Below are 17164 nucleotides of genomic sequence, written 5' to 3'. Positions count from 1 at the left end.
ATGCCGTCACGGCTCCCTATGGAGGCCGTGATGAGACCCACCTCGGTCGATAGTCTGAGGCCGTTCACGACCACTGGGAGGCATGAATGGGTTCTCGGAGTGCGCGCACGCGCATCGTCCTGTCCGCGACGGCGGCGATCGCCCTCGCACTCACCGCCTGTAGCGCGACGAGCGACGTGGAACATGCCGACGGCGGCATCCACGGGCGTGTCGACCTCGTCGCCTCCGGTGCCGACACCGCCGGATGGGAAGTGACCGCGTGGGCGATCGGAGCCGGAGCGCCGATCGAGCTCGGGAAGACGACCGCCGATGACGGCGGAGCGTTCACGTTCGATCCGATGACCGTACCGGACGACCGGGTGCTCCTCGTGGAGGCCGCCCACGGCGGTGCCGAGCGTGCGGACCTGGCCGTGGTGACGTCTTCCGCCGACGTGAGCGAGTTCACCGTCAACGAACGCACCACCGTCGCCGCGGCATACGGGCTCGCCCAATTCTTCGGACGCGAGCTCCCCTCGGGTGAGAACCCAGGCCTCGCGAACGCGACCGACATGGCCGCCAACCTCGCCGACCCCGTGACGGGTGCATACGGCGAGCTGCTGCTGACCTCCCCCAACGCCTACGAGACTCAGACCCTCCCGGCTTTCACCTCACTGTCCAACGTGGTCGGGGCATGTCTTGTGGACCGCGACGTGTGCCACGACGTGTACGCGGCGGCCGGTGTCGACGACACCGCATCGATGGCTTCGGCCATCGCGGCGATCGCCCGGGACCCCTCCGCCGCGGCCGAGGAGGTGTTCGAACTGTCCCAGCTCGAACAGGGCGATCGTCCCGGACTCGACGCCGCGCCGGCGGCGTGGACCCTTGCGTTGCGGTTCGACGGAGATGGCACCGACCTGGCCGGCCCCGGCAACTTCGCGATCGACCCGGATGGGAACATCTGGATCAACAACAACTACGAGTACGACGCCGACCCGCAGACCCCCGTATGCGGGAGCGACCAGATGTTCAAGTTCGCACCCACCGGTGAACTGCTCGAGACCTACGAGGGCGGCGGGCTTTCCGGCTCCGGCTACGGCATCGACTTCACCAGTGAAGGGTTGCTGTGGTTCAGTAACTTCGGCTTCGCCGCGGCGGCCCCCGGCTGCCCCGAGGACGAGCAGCCTCCGCACGACAGCATGTCGCTGTTCACCTACGACGGCGAGCCGCTCTCGCCCGACCGCGGGTTCACCGGGGGTGACCTCAGCTGGCCGCAGGGAATCGAGGTCTCGGCCAATGACGACGTCTGGATCGCCAGCTGCGGCAACGACACCGTTTCGCTCTATCCCGGGGGCGACCCCGAGCAGGCCGTCAATATCAGCGACCTCGGCCTGGAACAGCCGTTCGACGTCGTCGACAACGGTGACCACCTCTTCGTCAGCGGTGTCGCCAACAACACCGTCGCCGTCCTCGACCGCGACGGCACCCCGATCGACGGGTCCCCGCTGACCGATCCGGGATTCCAGAACCCGATGGGTCTGACCACGGACACCCACGGCAACGTGTGGGTCGCCAACTCCGGCACGACCACCCTCCCCTGCCCGGATCGGCCCGCCGACGCGGAAGGTGCCGCATCCGTGTCCCTGCTCTCCCCCGACGGGACCACCGTCTCGGGCACCTTCACCGGCGGCGGGCTGACCCGCCCGTGGGGAATCGCCACCGACGGCGACGGCAACGTCTGGGTCGCCAATTTCGCCGACCAGCGTCTGTCGGCGTTCTGCGGCACCGACTCCGACACCTGCCCGCGCGGATTGCAGACGGGCGAGGCGATCTCCCCGGATGACACCGGTTACGCCTTCGACGGCTTCACCCGCAACACCGGCGTCGCCGTCGACCCTTCCGGCAACGTCTGGGTGGCGAACAACTGGGAGAACATCCCCGTGCAGACCAACCCCGGCGCACACCAGATCGTCGCCTTCGTCGGCGCCGCCGCGCCACTCCCGGTCGAGCCGTTCGCGAGCAGCGCAGGGTGATGCCCGTCGCGTGGGCCCGGGTCCTCGGCACGCCTAGGATTGTGGGGTGAACAAACCGCGCCTGTACTCCGGAATGCAGCCCTCGGCCGACTCCCTCCAGATCGGCAACTACATCGGGGCGCTCATGCAGTGGCGCGATCTGCAGGAGTCTTACCAGGCCTTCTTCTCCGTCGTGGACCTTCACGCCCTGACCCAACCGAACGATCCCGCGGAGTTGAGGGCGAAGACCCGGCGCACCGCGGCACAGTACATCGCCGCGGGCATCGAGCCGTCCAAATCGACCCTCTACGTACAGTCGCACGTTCCGGCACACGCCGAGCTGGCGTGGGTTCTGTCCACCGTCACCGGGTTCGGCGAAGCCGGGCGTATGACGCAGTTCAAGGACAAGTCCACCCGCTACGGCAGCGACGCGACGTCGGTGGGCCTGTTCACCTACCCCGTCCTGATGGCCGCCGACATCCTGCTCTACCAGACCGACATCGTTCCGGTCGGAGACGACCAGAAGCAGCATGTCGAGTTGACCCGGGACCTCGCCGAGCGCTTCAACTCGCGCTATGGCAAGACCTTCCAGGTGCCGATGCCCGTGATCCAGCAGGACACGGCGCGCATCTACGACCTCCAGAACCCGACCGCCAAGATGTCCAAGTCGGCCGAGACCGACGCCGGCGTGCTGTGGTTGCTCGATGAGCCGTCCAAGTCGGCGAAGAAGATCATGCGTGCCGTGACCGACTCGGAGGGGTCGGTGCGCTACGACCGGGAGAACAAGCCGGGCGTGTCGAACCTGCTCGTCATCTATGCAGCCCTGACGGGTCGTCAGATCCCGGCGATCGAGGACGAGTACGCCGCGCGCGGTTACGGCGACTTCAAGAAGGGCCTGGCGGAGGTCGTCGTCGAGGAATTCGGCCCGGTCCGCGAACGCGCCCTCGCCCTGCTCGACGATCCCGCCGAACTCGACCGGGTCCTCGCGGCGAATGCGGCCAAGGCCGAAGACGTCGCGAACCGCACCCTCGGCGACGTCTACGACAAGATCGGCCTCCTTCGCCGCGTGTGACCCGCCCGGCCCCCACCCGGGGTCGCGAGCACGAAATCAGGCTGCACGCGCACGCCTCGCGCGCGCGACGCGCGATGGCGTGGCTACCGCCCTGCGGAGGCGACTCGTGGCCTGAGTACATGCCACGCGGCACACTCAACGTCCACCGCGGCGCGCCGCGAGGAGGCCGCGAAGACCGGCGGCGACCTCTTCCGGCTGATACATGATCTGCGCGGCCGTGACACGCCAGGTCACGTAGCCGCGCTGTGCAAGCGCGAGGTCGCGCCGTCTGTCTTTGAGTTGTTGGTGCCACGAGGAGTGGAACTCCTCGCTGTCGCACTCGATCACGAGCCAGCCGTCGACCAGCAGGTCGACCCGACCGACGCCGTCGATCACGACCTGCAGGTCGTAGGTCGCACCGGCGGCACGAACCATCAACCGCATCAGCGACTCGGTGCCCGACTCGGCTCTGCGATCGAGCAGAGCGCGCACGATGCGGTACTTCGACGGCAGTGCGGCGAAGACCTCCGCGATCTCCGGCTCCCCGACAAGTCCCCGGTGCAGCGCGTTGTCCAACGTGGCGACCGCATGGCGCGCCGGCTGACAACACACCGCGTGTGCGAGGGCATCCACCAGGTGCACGCGAGGATCGTCTGCTCCGAGCGACCGAAGCAAGGGCACCCAGTGGAGCACGACTTCTCGGGAGCCACGACCGGCGAGGGGCGTGGCTCGATCGGAGGGCGAACGCATGCGACTGGCGTTCGGGGGCATGTGCACGTGCAGTCCGCCGCCGGTGAGCACGAACACATCCAGCAGCCGGAGCAGGGCGAGGCAGGTCAGCCGGCCTCCGACGCGCACCGCGCGGATCAGCTCGGCCGGCGCCGTCGACGCGAGGTATCGATCTCTGCGGGCGCGGACGAGCCACCCGTCCTCCACCGCGTGCTGGATGCCACGCCGCCCCATCCCTTCCGCAAGCAGGTCGCGACGGGACCACATCCGCCAGTCCGAATCCATGTCGGCATCCTCCTGTCATGCCGTGACCGGTTCACGCCGCCCGGCGCCGCCTGTGGATCACCCGCGCCGAACCTGCACCTGTGCAGGACGACTCCGGGCACCACCTCAGGCTGTGCGCCTGATCCGGCGGTGCGGCGCGCCACCCCTCGCCGCCGCACCTGAGTAAGGGCCGCTCGCCCGCACGAATGGCGGCCGGTCGCCGGGAGGCCGGGAGGCCGGGGCGGCCGGAGAGGCCGGAGAGCCCGGAGGGGCCGGCGTGCACCAACTCAGGCCCAGCCTCCTCTCCGCGGGGCACCATCGGCTGAGTTCGCGGCTGAGCCTGAGTCAGGACCGCGACCAGGGGATGCGCGCCGGAGACGTAAGCTGAAATGATGCATCCCGTCGTCCTCTCCACCGATCGCTTCGTCCTGTCGGTGCCCGTGGCGGATGACGTCGACGCGGTGTTCGCGGCCTGCCAGGACCCCGAGATCCAGCGTTGGACGACCGTGCCGTCACCGTATGAACGGCGTCACGCGGTCCAGTACTGCACCACCGCCACCGCGCAGTGGGAGAAGGACGCCGAGCAGCTGTGGGCCGTCCGTGAGGGTGCGGAGCTCTGTGGGGTCATCGGCCTTCACCGCACCTCTCCCGACACGGCCGACCTCGGCTACTGGGTGGCCCCCACGGCGCGCGGTCGGGGCGTGCTGACGGAGGCGGCGCGCGAAGTCCTCGACTGGGGCTTCGCGGCGGACGGCGGCGGGTATGCGCGGATCGGATGGCGCGCCGTGGTCGGAAACCTCCCCTCGGCTCGTGCGGCACGGGCGCTCGGGTTCGAATTCGAGGGCACCTCGCGGATGGCGCTGCCGAGCCCCCGCGGACGGGAGGACGCCTGGTTCGCCGGTCTTCTCCCCGACGACGACCGAGCACCCCGGCCGTGGCCGGTCCTCGACGCCGCCATACGCGTTTCCTGACGAACCCGCCCCACGCCTCCGCCGTCGTGCCAGGATGAGGGCATGCCGGAGATGCCGGAGGTGCAGGGACTCGTCGACCACCTCGACGGGCGCGCCCCGGGGCTGGATGTGACCACCGTCGCCGTCACGAACATCGCCGCGCTGAAGACCTACGACCCTCCCGTGGACGTCCTCCACGGGACCCGGATCACCGGTTTCGCGCGGCGGGGCAAGTTCATCGACATGGCCGTCTCCACGACCGAGGGCGACGGACTGCACCTCGTGTTCCACCTCGCCAAAGCGGGCTGGTTGCGCTGGTACGAGGCGCTGCCGACGACCGTGGTGCGGCCTGGCAAGTCTCCGATCGCGCTCCGCGTCGCACTGTCGGACGGGTCGGGGTTCGATCTCACCGAAGCCGGCACGAAGAAGTCGCTCGCGGTGTCCGTGGTGCGCGACGTCGCGGATGTCCCCGGTGTCGCCCGACTCGGCCCCGATCCGCTGGACCCGGCCTTCACCGCCGAGACGCTGGCGGGGATCGTCGAGGGCCGCCGCACCCAGATCAAGGGCGTGCTGCGGGATCAGAGCCTCATCGCCGGGATCGGCAACGCTTACTCCGACGAGATTTTGCACGCGGCACGGATGTCTCCGTATGCGCTGGCCTCGAGCCTCGACGCGGATGCGGTGGTGCATCTGTACGAGGCCATGCAGGCCACGCTCACCGAAGCCCTCGAAGCGGCGTCGGGCAGACCGCCGACCGACCTCAAGGACGCCAAAAGGCGGGGGATGAAGGTGCACGCCCGCCGGGGGCAGGCATGCCCGGTGTGCGGGGATGAGGTGCGTAGCGTGTTCTTCTCGGACAACTCGCTGGAGTACTGTCCCACTTGTCAGACCGGCGGGAGGCTCCTCGCGGATCGCCGGTTGTCCCGCCTGGTGAAGTGACGGTCAATCGTCGACGGTGCCCATGAGCACGCGCGCATCGTCGTCGACCCAGTCGAGCGACTTCGAGACGGCCTTTCGCCACAGTCGCCGCCGGCGGTCGCGTTCATCGTCGCCCATCGCCGGCTCGAACCGTCGGTCCTCCCGCCAGTGGGCGCGCAGTTCGTCGTGATCGGCCCACACGGCGGTAGCGAGCCCCGCGGCATACGCGGCGCCGAGCGCGGTGGTCTCGACCACCTTCGGGCGGACGACCGGGATGCCGAGGATGTCAGCCTGGAACTGCATCAGCAGGTCGTTCTTGGTCATGCCGCCGTCGACGCGGATCTCTTCGAGTCGGTGCCCGGTGTCTGCTTCGACGGCCTCGATGACGTCCCAGGACTGGAAGGCGGTGGATTCGAGCGCCGCGCGTGCGATGTGGTGACGGTTGACGTATCGGGTCAGGCCGACGATCGCGCCGCGCGCGTCCGGTCGCCAGTGCGGCGCGAACAGCCCGCTGAAGGCCGGCACGAAGTATGCGCCACCGGCGTCTTCGACCCCTCCGGCGAGCTCTTCGACCTCGTCGGAGGAGCGGATGAGGCCCAGGTTGTCGCGCAGCCACTGCACCAGGGAGCCCGTGACGGCGATCGAACCCTCCAGCGCGTAGCGCGCGGGTTCGTCCCCGATCCGGTACGCGACGGTCGTGATGAGCCCGTTGCCCGAGCGCACGATCTGCGTACCGGTGCCGACGAGTAGGAAGTTGCCCGTGCCGTACGTGTTCTTCGACTCGCCCGGTTCGAAGGCGGCCTGACCGAACGTGGCCGCCTGCTGGTCGCCGAGGATGCCGGCGATCGGGATTCCGGCCGCCGCGGCGGGTTCGCTGGCCTCGCCGACGACGGCCGACGAGGAACGGATGCCCGGCAGCATGCCGCGTGGGATGTCCCACACCCGGAGCATCTCCTCGGACCAGTCGAGGGTTTCGAGGTCCATCAGGAGCGTGCGACTGGCGTTGGTGACGTCGGTGATGTGCTCGCGCCCGCCGGTGAGCTTCCAGATCACCCACGAGTCGGGGGTGCCGAACAACAAGTCGCCCGCCTCGGCGGCGGCACGTGCGCCGTCGATGTTGTCGAGGATCCACGCGATCTTCGAAGCGGAGAAGTAGGTCGCCAGCGGCAGGCCGGTCGTGTCGGCGAATCGATCCACGCCACCGTCCGCGGAGAGCCGGTCGATGCGCTGCTGGGTCCGGGTGTCCTGCCACACGATCGCGTTCGCGACGGGCCGTCCCGTGCGACGATCCCACACGATGGCGGTCTCGCGCTGATTGGTCACGCCGATCCCGGCGATGTCACCCGCCGTGAGCCCGGACTGTTCGAGTACGGAGTCCAACACCCAGGCGGTGTTGGTCCAGATCTCCTCCGGGTCGTGCTCGACCCAGCCCGCTTTGGGGAAGATCTGCTCGTGTTCGCGCTGCGCGCTCGTGACGATCGACCCGCGCGCATCGAAGACGATCGCCCGAGTCGAAGTGGTCCCCTGATCGATCGCGATCACGTGTTCGGCCACGTCGCCTCTTTCTTCTCGGATGGGGTGCGGGGCATCCTCCCGTCGGATGCCCCGCACCGGGTCAGACGATGTACGTCAGCGTATTCGACGCGATAGCCCACGCGATCGAGTCGGCCTCCTCGAGCGTTCTGCGACCCACCCGCCTTCTTGACCTCCTGCGGGTCGCCCCACTCTCCCTGGGAGGTGAAGGCCGCGTGCCTCCTCACGCCGGAATGTCCTCCGCAGCGGCCTCGCGCCACCCGTGGAGCGCGGACAACTGCTCCATCGTGCGGGCGACTTCCGAGGCGACGCGCGACTGGTCCCAGCCCAGGACCGGGGTGATCGCATCGGCGATCTCCTCGAAGATCTCGCGCGAGAGTCGTCCGGTGAAGGCGAGGTCGGTGCGTCGCTGCAGGATGTCGGCGAGACGCTCGACGTCTTCGGTGCGCGCGAGGTGGCGCAGCTCGGCGGTGGAGAAATCGGGCAGCGTCGCGAGCGGGCGGTCGTCGTCATCGTCGATGATCGCGTCGATGACCTCGGCGGCGAGCGTGCCGTACCGCTCGAGCAGCCGACCGGTGCGTTCACGGCCGACACCGTCGTCGTGCCGTTCGATCCATGCTTGACGCGCGCGTTCGTCGGTCGGGTAGCCCCTCCCGCCGCCGATGGCCAGGCCCCGCGTGGTCACGGCACGTTCGCGCCCGAGCTCGGCCAGCGTGTCGTCGGTGAGGTGCTCGGCCGAGGCGCGGAAGGTCGTCCACTTGCCGCCGACGAGCGTGATCAGCCGCGGCCCGCCCGTGGCGAGGTCGCTGTGTTCGACGCGGTAGTCGCGCGAGACGAATCCCGGCGGCAGGTCCTCGTGGCTCGGCAGGGGTCGTACGCCGCTGAACCGGTAGACGATCTGGGATCGGTCGACGGCGATGTCCGGCAGCACCTGGGCGATGAGATCGATGAAGTAGTCGATCTCCTCCTCGGTGCAGGTCGCCGGCTCGGCGATGTCGTGCTCGAGATCGGTGGTTCCGACCAGGACGCGACCCTTGAGGGGGTGGATGAGCACGATACGCCCGTCGCTGTTCTCGAAGAACAGCTCCCGCCCACCGGTCGCGTCGAGCAACTGCGGATGGTCGAGCACGATGTGAGAGCCCTTGGTCCCCGCCATGTAGCGGGTCTCCCGCCCGAGTGCGTCGTTGACCAGGTCGGCCCAGGGGCCGGCGGCGTTGATGACGACTTTCGCGGAGAAGGGGATGCGCCGACCGGTCGGCCCGTCTTCGAGCACGACCGTGTCGCCGTCGACGGCGACCGCCGAGGTGTAGTTGACCGCGCGGGCCCGGTCGCCCCCGGCGGCACGCGCGTCACGGATCAGGTCCTGTCCGAGCCGCTCAGGGTCGCGGATCGCGGCGTCCCAATAGGTTGCGGTGCACTTCACTCCGGGGTGGAGGTCCGGGAGGGCCCGGAGCGAGCGCTTGCGAGCGTGGAACTCGTGCCGTGGAACACGGCCGCCGTTGCGGGAGAAGGAGTCGTAGATCGTGAGCCCGACCTTGATCAGGAGGGCACCACGCTCGGTGGGCTTGCCCGGGGCGTGCGTGAGCATGCGCATCGGGGCGCTGAAAAGGCCCGAGAAGGCCGAGTGGATCGGGATCGTGGTCTGCAGCGGCTTGACGTAGTGCGCGGCGGTGCCGATGAGGTCGTTGCGTTCGCGGACCGCCTCGTGGACCAGCCGGAACTCACCGTTCTCCAGGTAGCGCACGCCGCCGTGGATCATGTGCGACGAGCCCGCGGAGGCGCCGCTGATGAAGTCGTTCCTCTCCACGAGGGCGACGTCGACGCCCTGCAGCGCGAGGTCCCGGAACGTGGCGACACCGTTGATCCCACCCCCGATGATGAGCACGTCGGCGTGGGGCCGTGCGGCGAGGTCGGTGCGGTGTGCGCGGGTCACGTTTCGATCCGTCATGGTCGTCCTTTCGGTCCGGACTCCATCATCACACCCGTGCGAGATATTTCAGCGTGGTTGAACACATGTGCAACGATGTCGTCATGGACGAGGTCGACGAAGGGCGCGACGGCGCGTTCCGCGTGGACCGCGCCCATACCGCCGCGCACCTCTACTACGTCCAGAACCGCACGATGGATGCGATCGCGCGCGAGCTGCGGACCTCGCGATCGACGGTGTCGCGCCTGCTGTCCTACGCGCGGGCGCAGGGGATCGTCGACATCCGGATCCGCTCGCCCCACGAGGCTCCCCACACGCTGGAGTCTCGCTTGGCCGCCCGGTTCGGCGTCACGGCCCACGTCGTCCCGATGCCGGGCGATCTCCCCGAGCCCGAGCGTCTGACCCGGGTCGCCCTCGGCGCCGCGCACGTGATCCACGACCTGGTCCACTCCGAGCTGACGGTGGGCGTGGCGTGGGGGTCGACCCTGGCGGCGGTGAGCACGCACCTGATCCCGAAGTCCGTGCACGACACGACGTTCGTGCAGCTGAACGGGTCCGGCAACACCTACACGACCGGACTGCTGTACGCGAGCGAGATCCTCAGCCGGTTCGGCGAGGCGTACGGCGGTAGCGTGCAGCAGTTTCCGGTGCCGGCGTTCTTCGACGACCCGGAGACCAAGCGGCTGCTGTGGCGGGAGCGCAGCACGCGCCGCATCCTCGAGACGCAGCAGAAGATGGGACTGGTCGTCTTCAGCGTCGGGTCGGCGACCGCGCGGGTGCGCAGCCACGTCTACTCGGGCGGGTTCCTCGACCCGGCCGACCTGAATGCCCTCGCCGCGGACGGGGTGGTCGGCGATGTCGCCACCGTGTTCTACCGCGCCGACGGATCCAGTGACGGCATCGCCCTGAACGAACGTGCGACGGGCCCGGACTTCGCGGCGTTCCGTGAGGTCGCGCGACGATGCTGCATCGTCGCCGGCGAATCCAAACTGACGAGCCTGCGTGGCGCGATCGCCGCGGGGCTGGTGACCGATCTCGTCATCGACGAGGGCACCGCCCGGGCCCTCGTCGAGAACGATTGACGCCTCCGCGACACGGATGCGGCACCGGGGTGCCGAGGTCGCGTCGCGGAGGCGTCGGGTCATCGCCGGGTCACTCCGCGACGGGGATCGACTGCGCCTCGAGAGTGGCGATGGTCGATTCCTGAGCCGACTGCAGCGCCTCCGCGAGGGTCCCCTGCCCGGTGACCGCGCGCTGGAAACCGTCGGAGACGTCTGCGTAGGTCTGCGTCATCGTCGGCCCCCACAGGAAGTCGGGGTTGACCTCGGCGGCGGCGTCGGCGAAGACGTCGTAGATGGCCTGACCGCCGTAGAACTCCACACCCTCGGCCAGAACCGGCAGCTGCAGACCGGCTTCGGTGGCGGGGTAGAGGTTCGCGCTCTGGTTGAGCGCCGTCAGGGCCTCCTCAGAGGTGTTCAGCCACAGCGCGAACTGCGTCGCCTCGTACAGGTGCTCGGTGCCCTTGAACACGGCGGTGGAAGATCCTCCCCAGTTCCCCGCGGCGGCCTCACCGGCGTTCCACTGCGGCGACGGGGCGACCGACCAGTTCCCCGCTGTGTCGGGAGCACCGCTCGAGATGGAGTTGGCGCCCCAGACGGCGGAGTTCCAGGTCCAGACCTCACCGGAGTTGTACGCGTTGTTCCACTCCTCGGTCCATGCCGGGTAGGTCGCGACGAGGTCGTCGTCGATCAGGCCCTGCCAGTACTCGGCGACGGTCTGGGACTCACCCCCGGCGAGCTCGACCGTCCACGCGTCCCCTTCGGTGGAGAACCAGTCGCCGCCGGCTTGCCAGACGAATCCGGCGAACTGGTTGATGTCGCTGGTGGAGAAGTTCGTGATGTACCCGCCCTCCTCGCGCACCCGCTCTGCCGCGGAACGGTACTCGTCCCACGTGGTCGGCACGTCGATACCCGCCTGTTCGAACAGATCCGAGCGGTAGAACAGTGCCATGGGCCCGGAGTCCTGCGGCACGCCGTAGATGCCCTCGGTGCCGAGGGTGACCTGGTTCCAGGTCCACGGGATGAATTCCGCCTCCGCGGCGACGACGTCTTCGCACGCCGACAGCTCGGCCAGCCCGTCTTGCACGCGGAAGCTCGCCAGTGCGTCGTATTCGATCTGGCCCAGGTCCGGGGCGTTTCCCGCCTCGAGTTGGCTGAAGAAGTTCTGGTATGTGCCGGAGTTGCCGTTGGGCCCGGTCTGCACGTCGACCTGGACATCGGGGTTGGCCTCGTTCCACAGCTCGACGACGTCTTCGATCCCGGGGATCCAGGACGTGAACTCGAGCGTGACGGGGCCATCGGCCGGGGTGCAGGCGGCGGCATCGCCACCCTCTCCGGATCCGCCGTCGGAGGTGCAACCTGCCAGCGCGACGGCGCTGAGCAGTACGACGCCGGTGGCGACTGCTCTCTTGGTGTTGTGCATGTTTGGCGTACTTTCTGTGAGGGACGGACTTACTGGTGGGTGCCGGAGCGGAGCCCCGACGTTCGGAATCCCGCGCGCCCGGTCATTTGACCGATCCCGACCCGAGGCCGGTGCGCCAGAAGCGCTGCAGCAGGAGGAAGGCGATGATGAGCGGGATGATCGACAGCAGCGACCCCACGAGCACGTAGGTGCGCAGCTCGGGAATCTGGTTCAGCTGGGTGTTCCAGGTGTAGAGGCCGTAGGTCACGGGGAACAGCTCCTGGCTGCGCAGCATGATCAGCGGGAGGAAGAAGTTGTTCCAGATCGTCACGAACTGGAACAGGAACACCGTCACCAACGCCGGGGTCATCAGGCGCATCGACACGGTGAAGAAGGTGCGGACCTCGCCCGCCCCGTCCAGTCGACCGGCCTCGATGAGCTCGTCGGGAACACTGGAGGCCGCGTATATGCGACTGAGGTACACCCCGAACGGGCTCACGATACTCGGCAGCAGGACCGCCCAGACGGTGTTGGTCATGTTGACCTCGCTGAACAACAGGAACAGCGGCAGGGCGAGAGCGGTGGCCGGGACGAGCACTCCGCCGAGCACGACGTTGAAGAACAGCTCACGTCCGGGGAACGGGTATTTGGCCAGCGCGTAGCCGCACATCGCGGCCAAGAAGGTCGCGACCAGCGCGCCGAAACCGGCGTACAGGAGGCTGTTGCCGAGCCAGCGGATGTAGACGCCGTCGCTGTAGGCGAGAAGGTCGCCGATGTTGGCGAACAAGTTGAAGTCGGCGAACCACAGGGCGTTCGTCGTCAGCAGTTGACCGCGATCCTTGGTCGAGGAGATGAACAGCCACCAGATGGGCACGAGGAAGTACAGCGTGAACACGCCCATGATCAGAAGCGCGGCGCCGCGGGAGAGGATGCTCTCGCGGGGGCCCTTGCCGGTTCGCAGGTCGTCGGAGGTGGCGCCGGCGGTGCGGGTCAGAACGCTCATGAGTCGGCCTTCCGCTGGGTGAGCTTCAAGAACGTGAACGACAGCACGAACGTCGCCAGGGCCAGCACCACCGAGAACGCGGCGGCGAGGTTGACGTTGGGGATGGAGTTCGTGGCGTAGACGGTCATGTTGGGGGTGAAGGTGCTCGACACGGCCGAACTGAAGGAGCGGAACACCTGGGGCTCGGCGAGCAGCTGGAGCGTGCCGATGATCGAGAAGATCGCGGTGAGGATGATCGCGGGCATGACCATCGGGATCTTGATCGACCATGCGATGCGGATCTGTCCGGCTCCGTCGATCCGCGCCGCCTCGTACACCTCGGACGGGATCGCCAGCAAGGCGGAGTAGATGATGAGCATGTTGTACCCGACGTACACCCACGTCACCACGTTCGCGATCGACCACAGCACGAGCTCCGGCGAGAGGAAATCCACGGCACGCGTGACATCGGTGAACGGCGACAGGTTGGGCGAGAACAGGAAGCCCCACATGATGGCCGCGATGACGGTGGGCACCGCGTAAGGCACGAAGAACGCGAGCCGGAAGAACTTCTTGCCCTTCAGCACCGGCGAATCCAACAGCAGCGCGAACAGCAGGGCCAGGCCCAGCATGATGGGCACCTGGACCACGCCGAACAGCAGCACCCGGGCGACGGACTCCCAGAACGGGCCGTTCTGCATCACCAGTGCGTACTGGGTGAACCAGCCGAACACCTCCTGCGGGGCGCCGTAGGTGCCCTCACGCTCGACCACGAGCAGCGACTGCCACACCGCATAGCCGATCGGCAGCAGATAGAACAGCAGGAACAGGATGCCGAAGGGCACCGTGAAGATCGCGATCGACGAGCGGTGTCGTACCGCGCCGCGACCGGACTTTCCGATCGTGCGCCGCCCCGGGACGGGGACGGCACGGACATCGGCGGTCATGAGGGACGCTCCTCTCGGATGATGCGGACGGCACCCGCGGGCACCTCGACGCTGCCGGTCACGGGATTCTGCGTGATGAGGTCGAATCCGTCCGCGTCGACGCGGACGGGCTCGACGGAGTGGTTCACGACGAACAGGTACGACCGGTCGTCGCCGCGCCGGCGGACGACTTCGACCTCGGACCGCGCCGCGTCCAGGCGCGCCGCCGGGGCGACACCGGACTCCGCGACCAGCCTCTCGGCGAGGTGCGCATACGTGTCGCGGTCCGGGAGGGTCGACAGGTACCACGCCGCGCCCTCGCCCCACGTGTGGCGCGTGATCGCCGGCGAACCGGCCGCCGGCCCGTCCAGGATCGTGTCGATCACGTCGGCGGTGGTCGCCCGCATCCGCTCGGACCACAGCGTGGCCGTACCGCCGGATGCCAGGCGCAGGGGCCGGCCGACCTCGACGGGGGCGAACTCCTCGACGAAGACTCCGAGCAGGTCACGGAAGGGCCCGGTGTACCCGCCGGTGTACACGCGGTCGTCGGCGTCGACGGTCCCCGACAGGAACGTCACCAAGACGGTCCCTCCGCGGCGCACCCACTCACTGACCACGGCCGCTTCGGATTCGCGGACGACATGCAGGCCCGGCACCACCACGAGGCGGTAGTCGTCGAGGGGCGCCCCGGGGGCGACGATGTCGACGGTCACGTTCCAGGCGGCGAGCGCGGCGTAGGCGGCATGGACCTGATCCAGGTAGCCGAACGCGGTGCTCGGTCGGGTCTCGGCGTCGGAGGCCCACCACGACTCCCACGAGAACACCAGGGCCACGTCGGCGACGACACGTGTGCCGGCGACCTCTCCGATGCGACCGACGGTCGCGCCGAGGTCGACGACCTCGCGCCACAGCGCCGAGTCGGTCCCGGCGTGGGGAAGCATCGCCGAGTGGAATTTCTCGGTCCCCTGCACCGAGGCCCGCCACTGGAAGAAGCACACCCCGTCCGCCCCGCGCGCCACATGGGTGAGGGAGTTGCGCGCGAGCTGGCCGGGTTCTTTGACGTGGTTGACCGGCTGCCAGTTGACCGCTCCGGTGGAGTGCTCCATGAGCATCCAGGGTTCCCCCTGTGCGAGCCCGCGCGTGAGGTCGGCCGCGAAGGACAGTTCGGCACGCGGGTCCCCGAGGCGGTGGTCGAGATAGTGGTCGTTGGCGATGACGTCCATGTCCGGCGCCCACTGCCAGTAGTCCATGTTCTCGATGTGCGCGGCGACCATGAAGTTCGTCGTGATCGGTAGCTCGCTGTGACGCCGGATGACCTCGGCTTCGGCGCGATAGTGAGCCAACAGCGCATCGGAGCTGAACCGGTGGAAATCGAGGGCCTGCCCGGGATTGCGCGCGGACAGGGCCGCACGCGGGGTGAGGATCTCGTCGAACCCCCCGTACTCCTGGGACCAGAACGCGGTGCCCCATGCGGTGTTCAGCGCTTCGATGGTGCGGTACCGGGCGCGCAGCCACTCTCGGAACGCCTCGGTGCTCGCATCGCTGTGCGACAGGGCATTGTGGCACCCCAGTTCGTTGGAGACGTGCCAGAGCGCGACGGCGGGATGCGCACCGTAGCGCGAGGCCACTTTTTCGACCAGCCGGAGAGCCGCGTCACGGTAGACGGGCGAGCTCGGGCAGAACGCCTGGCGACCACCCGGGTAGCGGCGCGTTCCGTCCTCGGCGACGGGCAACATCTCGGGGTGGGCGTGCGCGAGCCACGGCGGCGGAGAGGCGGTTCCGGTGGCGAGGTTCACCCGAATGCCGGCCCCGTGCAGCAGCTCGATGACACGATCCAGGCCGGAGAAGTCGAACTCCCCCGGGCGGGGCTCGATGCGGGCCCACCCGAACACGTTGATCGCGACGAGGTCGACACCCGCCTCGCGCATGAGGGCGACATCCTCGGTCCACACCGACGGTCCCCACTGCTCGGGGTTGTAGTCGCCCCCGAACGCGATGCCGTCGTGGGTGAAGGTTCGTGCGGGGGCCGCCATGGTCTCCTCGTATCTGTGAACGTGCACAGACGATGATGAATCGTCATCGAAACACTTTGTGTGAACGTGCACAGGCTATACACACACGCGCTTGCCGGTCAACACCCCCGGGCCTGTGCGCGTTCACCTACGATGGGTCGCGTGGAGCACCCCCAACGTCGCCGTCGCGCCACGGTGCATGACGTCGCCGTCGAAGCGGGCGTCTCCCGCGGCACTGTCAGTCGCCTCCTGAACGGACAGCGCTACGTCTCCGATGAGGCCCGGCAAGCGATCGAGGCCGCCATCGTGAAAGTCGGTTTCGTCCCCAACCGCGCGGCGCGGAGCCTGGTGATGCGACGGTCGCAGGCGATCGGACTCATCGTCCACGAACCGCACTCGCTGTTCGTCGAAGACCCCAACATCGGATCGATCCTGCTCGGCGCCAACGAGACGCTCTCGGAAGCCGACTATCAGATGGCCACCCTCATCGCCGACTCGGCGCGTGACATCGCCCGCCTCGGCAACTACCTCAGCGGCGGGCTCATCGACGGCGTCATCATCGTGTCGGCACGCGAAGGCGATGCGATCACCCGCGCCGTCACCCGACTGGACATCCCCGCCGCCTACGTCGGCCACCCCCGCGACATCGGCGACGCCGCCTACGTCGCCATCGACAACCGCAGCGCCGCCGCAGCCATCACGACCCGACTGCGGGAGACCGGCCGATCCCGGATCGGAATGATCGCCGCCGCCCTCGATCGCGACTCGGGCGCCGACCGGCTCGCGGGTTTCACCGACGCGCTCGGCGAGACCTTCGACCCGAGCTTGGTCGAATCGGTCCCTCTCTACTCGTACGGCGACGGCCAGGCCGGCATGCGAGCGCTCCTGGCGCGCCACCCCGACATCGACGGGGTCTTCGCCTCCAGCGACGCCGTCGCCGCCGGCGCCATGGACATCCTGCAGGCGGCGGGGCGGCGCATCCCCGCAGACGTCGGCGTCGTGGGCTTCGACGACAGCTCGTGGGCGATGCGCTGCGACCCCCCACTGTCGACCGTGCGTCAGCCCGCCGGCGACCTCGGTCGGGCCGCGGCCGCGGCGGTCCTGCGACAAGTCGAGGGCGCACCCGCCCCCGGTGGTGGCACCGTGCTCGACTGCCCCGTGGTGTGGCGTTCCTCGGCGTGATCGCGCGGCGCGCGAACCCCTCAGGGAGCGCGGGAATGCATGCGCCTCCCACGCGTTGACCTACAATGAGTGTCTACGTGCTCCGGGGTCGGTGAGAATCCGAACCGGCGGTGACAGTCCGCGAACCCTTCCTGACGCTGCGGTGTCGGGAAGGGTTGATCCGGTGGAATTCCGGGACCGACGGTGATGCGACGGGGAGACCCGACGCGAGTCCGGATGGGAGGAGGCACGAGCGACGCGTC

Annotated in this window: 13 protein-coding genes and 1 riboswitch; of the genes, 6 read left to right on the top strand and 7 right to left on the bottom strand. The window is 68.6% G+C overall.

What is annotated here, in order from left to right:
• The first annotated feature begins 86 nt into the window (after positions 1-86).
• On the top strand, positions 87-2009 hold the full coding sequence (locus ABD204_RS08045; protein WP_194424107.1) for an NHL repeat-containing protein: 1923 nt from the start codon (positions 87-89) through the stop codon (positions 2007-2009).
• A gap of 46 nt (positions 2010-2055) precedes the next feature.
• Positions 2056-3060: a tryptophan--tRNA ligase gene (gene trpS, locus ABD204_RS08040; RefSeq protein ID WP_194424106.1), complete on the top strand. Its 1005-nt coding sequence runs from the start codon at positions 2056-2058 to the stop codon at positions 3058-3060.
• 135 nt (positions 3061-3195) lie between these two features.
• Here trpS and ABD204_RS08035 read toward each other — a convergent pair whose 3' ends face one another.
• Positions 3196-4053, bottom strand: coding sequence for an endonuclease domain-containing protein (locus ABD204_RS08035; RefSeq protein WP_194424105.1), 858 nt, complete (start codon positions 4051-4053; stop codon positions 3196-3198).
• A 371-nt stretch (positions 4054-4424) separates the two neighbouring features.
• Between ABD204_RS08035 and ABD204_RS08030 the strand changes: the two genes are divergently transcribed.
• Positions 4425-5003 (top strand): GNAT family N-acetyltransferase, encoded by a 579-nt coding sequence (locus ABD204_RS08030; RefSeq protein WP_194424104.1) that lies wholly within the window; start codon positions 4425-4427, stop codon positions 5001-5003.
• A 42-nt stretch (positions 5004-5045) separates the two neighbouring features.
• On the top strand, positions 5046-5921 hold the full coding sequence (locus ABD204_RS08025; protein WP_194424103.1) for an Fpg/Nei family DNA glycosylase: 876 nt from the start codon (positions 5046-5048) through the stop codon (positions 5919-5921).
• Between the two features lie 3 nt (positions 5922-5924).
• Here the strand turns inward: ABD204_RS08025 and glpK are convergent, their stop codons facing one another.
• Both glpK and ABD204_RS08015 read right to left on the bottom strand, forming a co-directional pair.
• A complete protein-coding gene (gene glpK, locus ABD204_RS08020) occupies positions 5925-7454 on the bottom strand; it encodes a glycerol kinase GlpK (RefSeq protein ID WP_194424102.1) in 1530 nt (509 codons plus the stop codon).
• A gap of 202 nt (positions 7455-7656) precedes the next feature.
• Entirely contained in the window at positions 7657-9381 is a 1725-nt protein-coding gene (locus ABD204_RS08015) for a glycerol-3-phosphate dehydrogenase/oxidase (protein ID WP_194424101.1), read from the bottom strand.
• 83 nt (positions 9382-9464) lie between these two features.
• Here ABD204_RS08015 and ABD204_RS08010 point away from each other — a divergent pair, with 83 nt between their 5' ends.
• Positions 9465-10442, top strand: a complete 978-nt coding sequence (locus ABD204_RS08010) for a sugar-binding transcriptional regulator (RefSeq protein WP_241747793.1) — start codon at positions 9465-9467, stop codon at positions 10440-10442.
• Between the two features lie 70 nt (positions 10443-10512).
• On the opposite strand, the gene ABD204_RS08005 is transcribed toward ABD204_RS08010, so the two are convergent.
• The 4 genes from ABD204_RS08005 to ABD204_RS07990 all read right to left on the bottom strand — a co-directional run bounded on the left by ABD204_RS08005 (position 10513) and on the right by ABD204_RS07990 (position 15761).
• Positions 10513-11841, bottom strand: a complete 1329-nt coding sequence (locus ABD204_RS08005) for an ABC transporter substrate-binding protein (protein WP_194424099.1) — start codon at positions 11839-11841, stop codon at positions 10513-10515.
• 82 nt (positions 11842-11923) lie between these two features.
• Complete coding sequence (locus tag ABD204_RS08000) at positions 11924-12823, bottom strand: carbohydrate ABC transporter permease (RefSeq protein WP_194424098.1); 900 nt, start codon at positions 12821-12823, stop codon at positions 11924-11926.
• Positions 12820-13749 (bottom strand): carbohydrate ABC transporter permease, encoded by a 930-nt coding sequence (locus ABD204_RS07995; protein WP_194424097.1) that lies wholly within the window; start codon positions 13747-13749, stop codon positions 12820-12822. The genes ABD204_RS08000 and ABD204_RS07995 overlap by 4 nt, the downstream gene beginning before the upstream one ends.
• Complete coding sequence (locus tag ABD204_RS07990; protein WP_194424096.1) at positions 13746-15761, bottom strand: beta-galactosidase; 2016 nt, start codon at positions 15759-15761, stop codon at positions 13746-13748. Before ABD204_RS07990 ends, ABD204_RS07995 begins: the two co-directional genes overlap by 4 nt.
• 132 nt (positions 15762-15893) lie before the next feature.
• Here ABD204_RS07990 and ABD204_RS07985 point away from each other — a divergent pair, with 132 nt between their 5' ends.
• A complete protein-coding gene (locus ABD204_RS07985; protein ID WP_194424095.1) occupies positions 15894-16922 on the top strand; it encodes a LacI family DNA-binding transcriptional regulator in 1029 nt (342 codons plus the stop codon).
• Positions 16923-16996: 74 nt separating this feature from the next.
• Positions 16997-17155, top strand: a riboswitch (FMN riboswitch).
• Positions 17156-17164: the final 9 nt, after the last annotated feature.

The sequence above is a fragment of the Microbacterium aquimaris genome (genome assembly GCF_039531285.1).
In the GTDB taxonomy this organism is placed as follows: Bacteria; Actinomycetota; Actinomycetes; order Actinomycetales; family Microbacteriaceae; genus Microbacterium; species Microbacterium aquimaris.
This window is presented reverse-complemented; position numbering and strand designations above follow the sequence as displayed.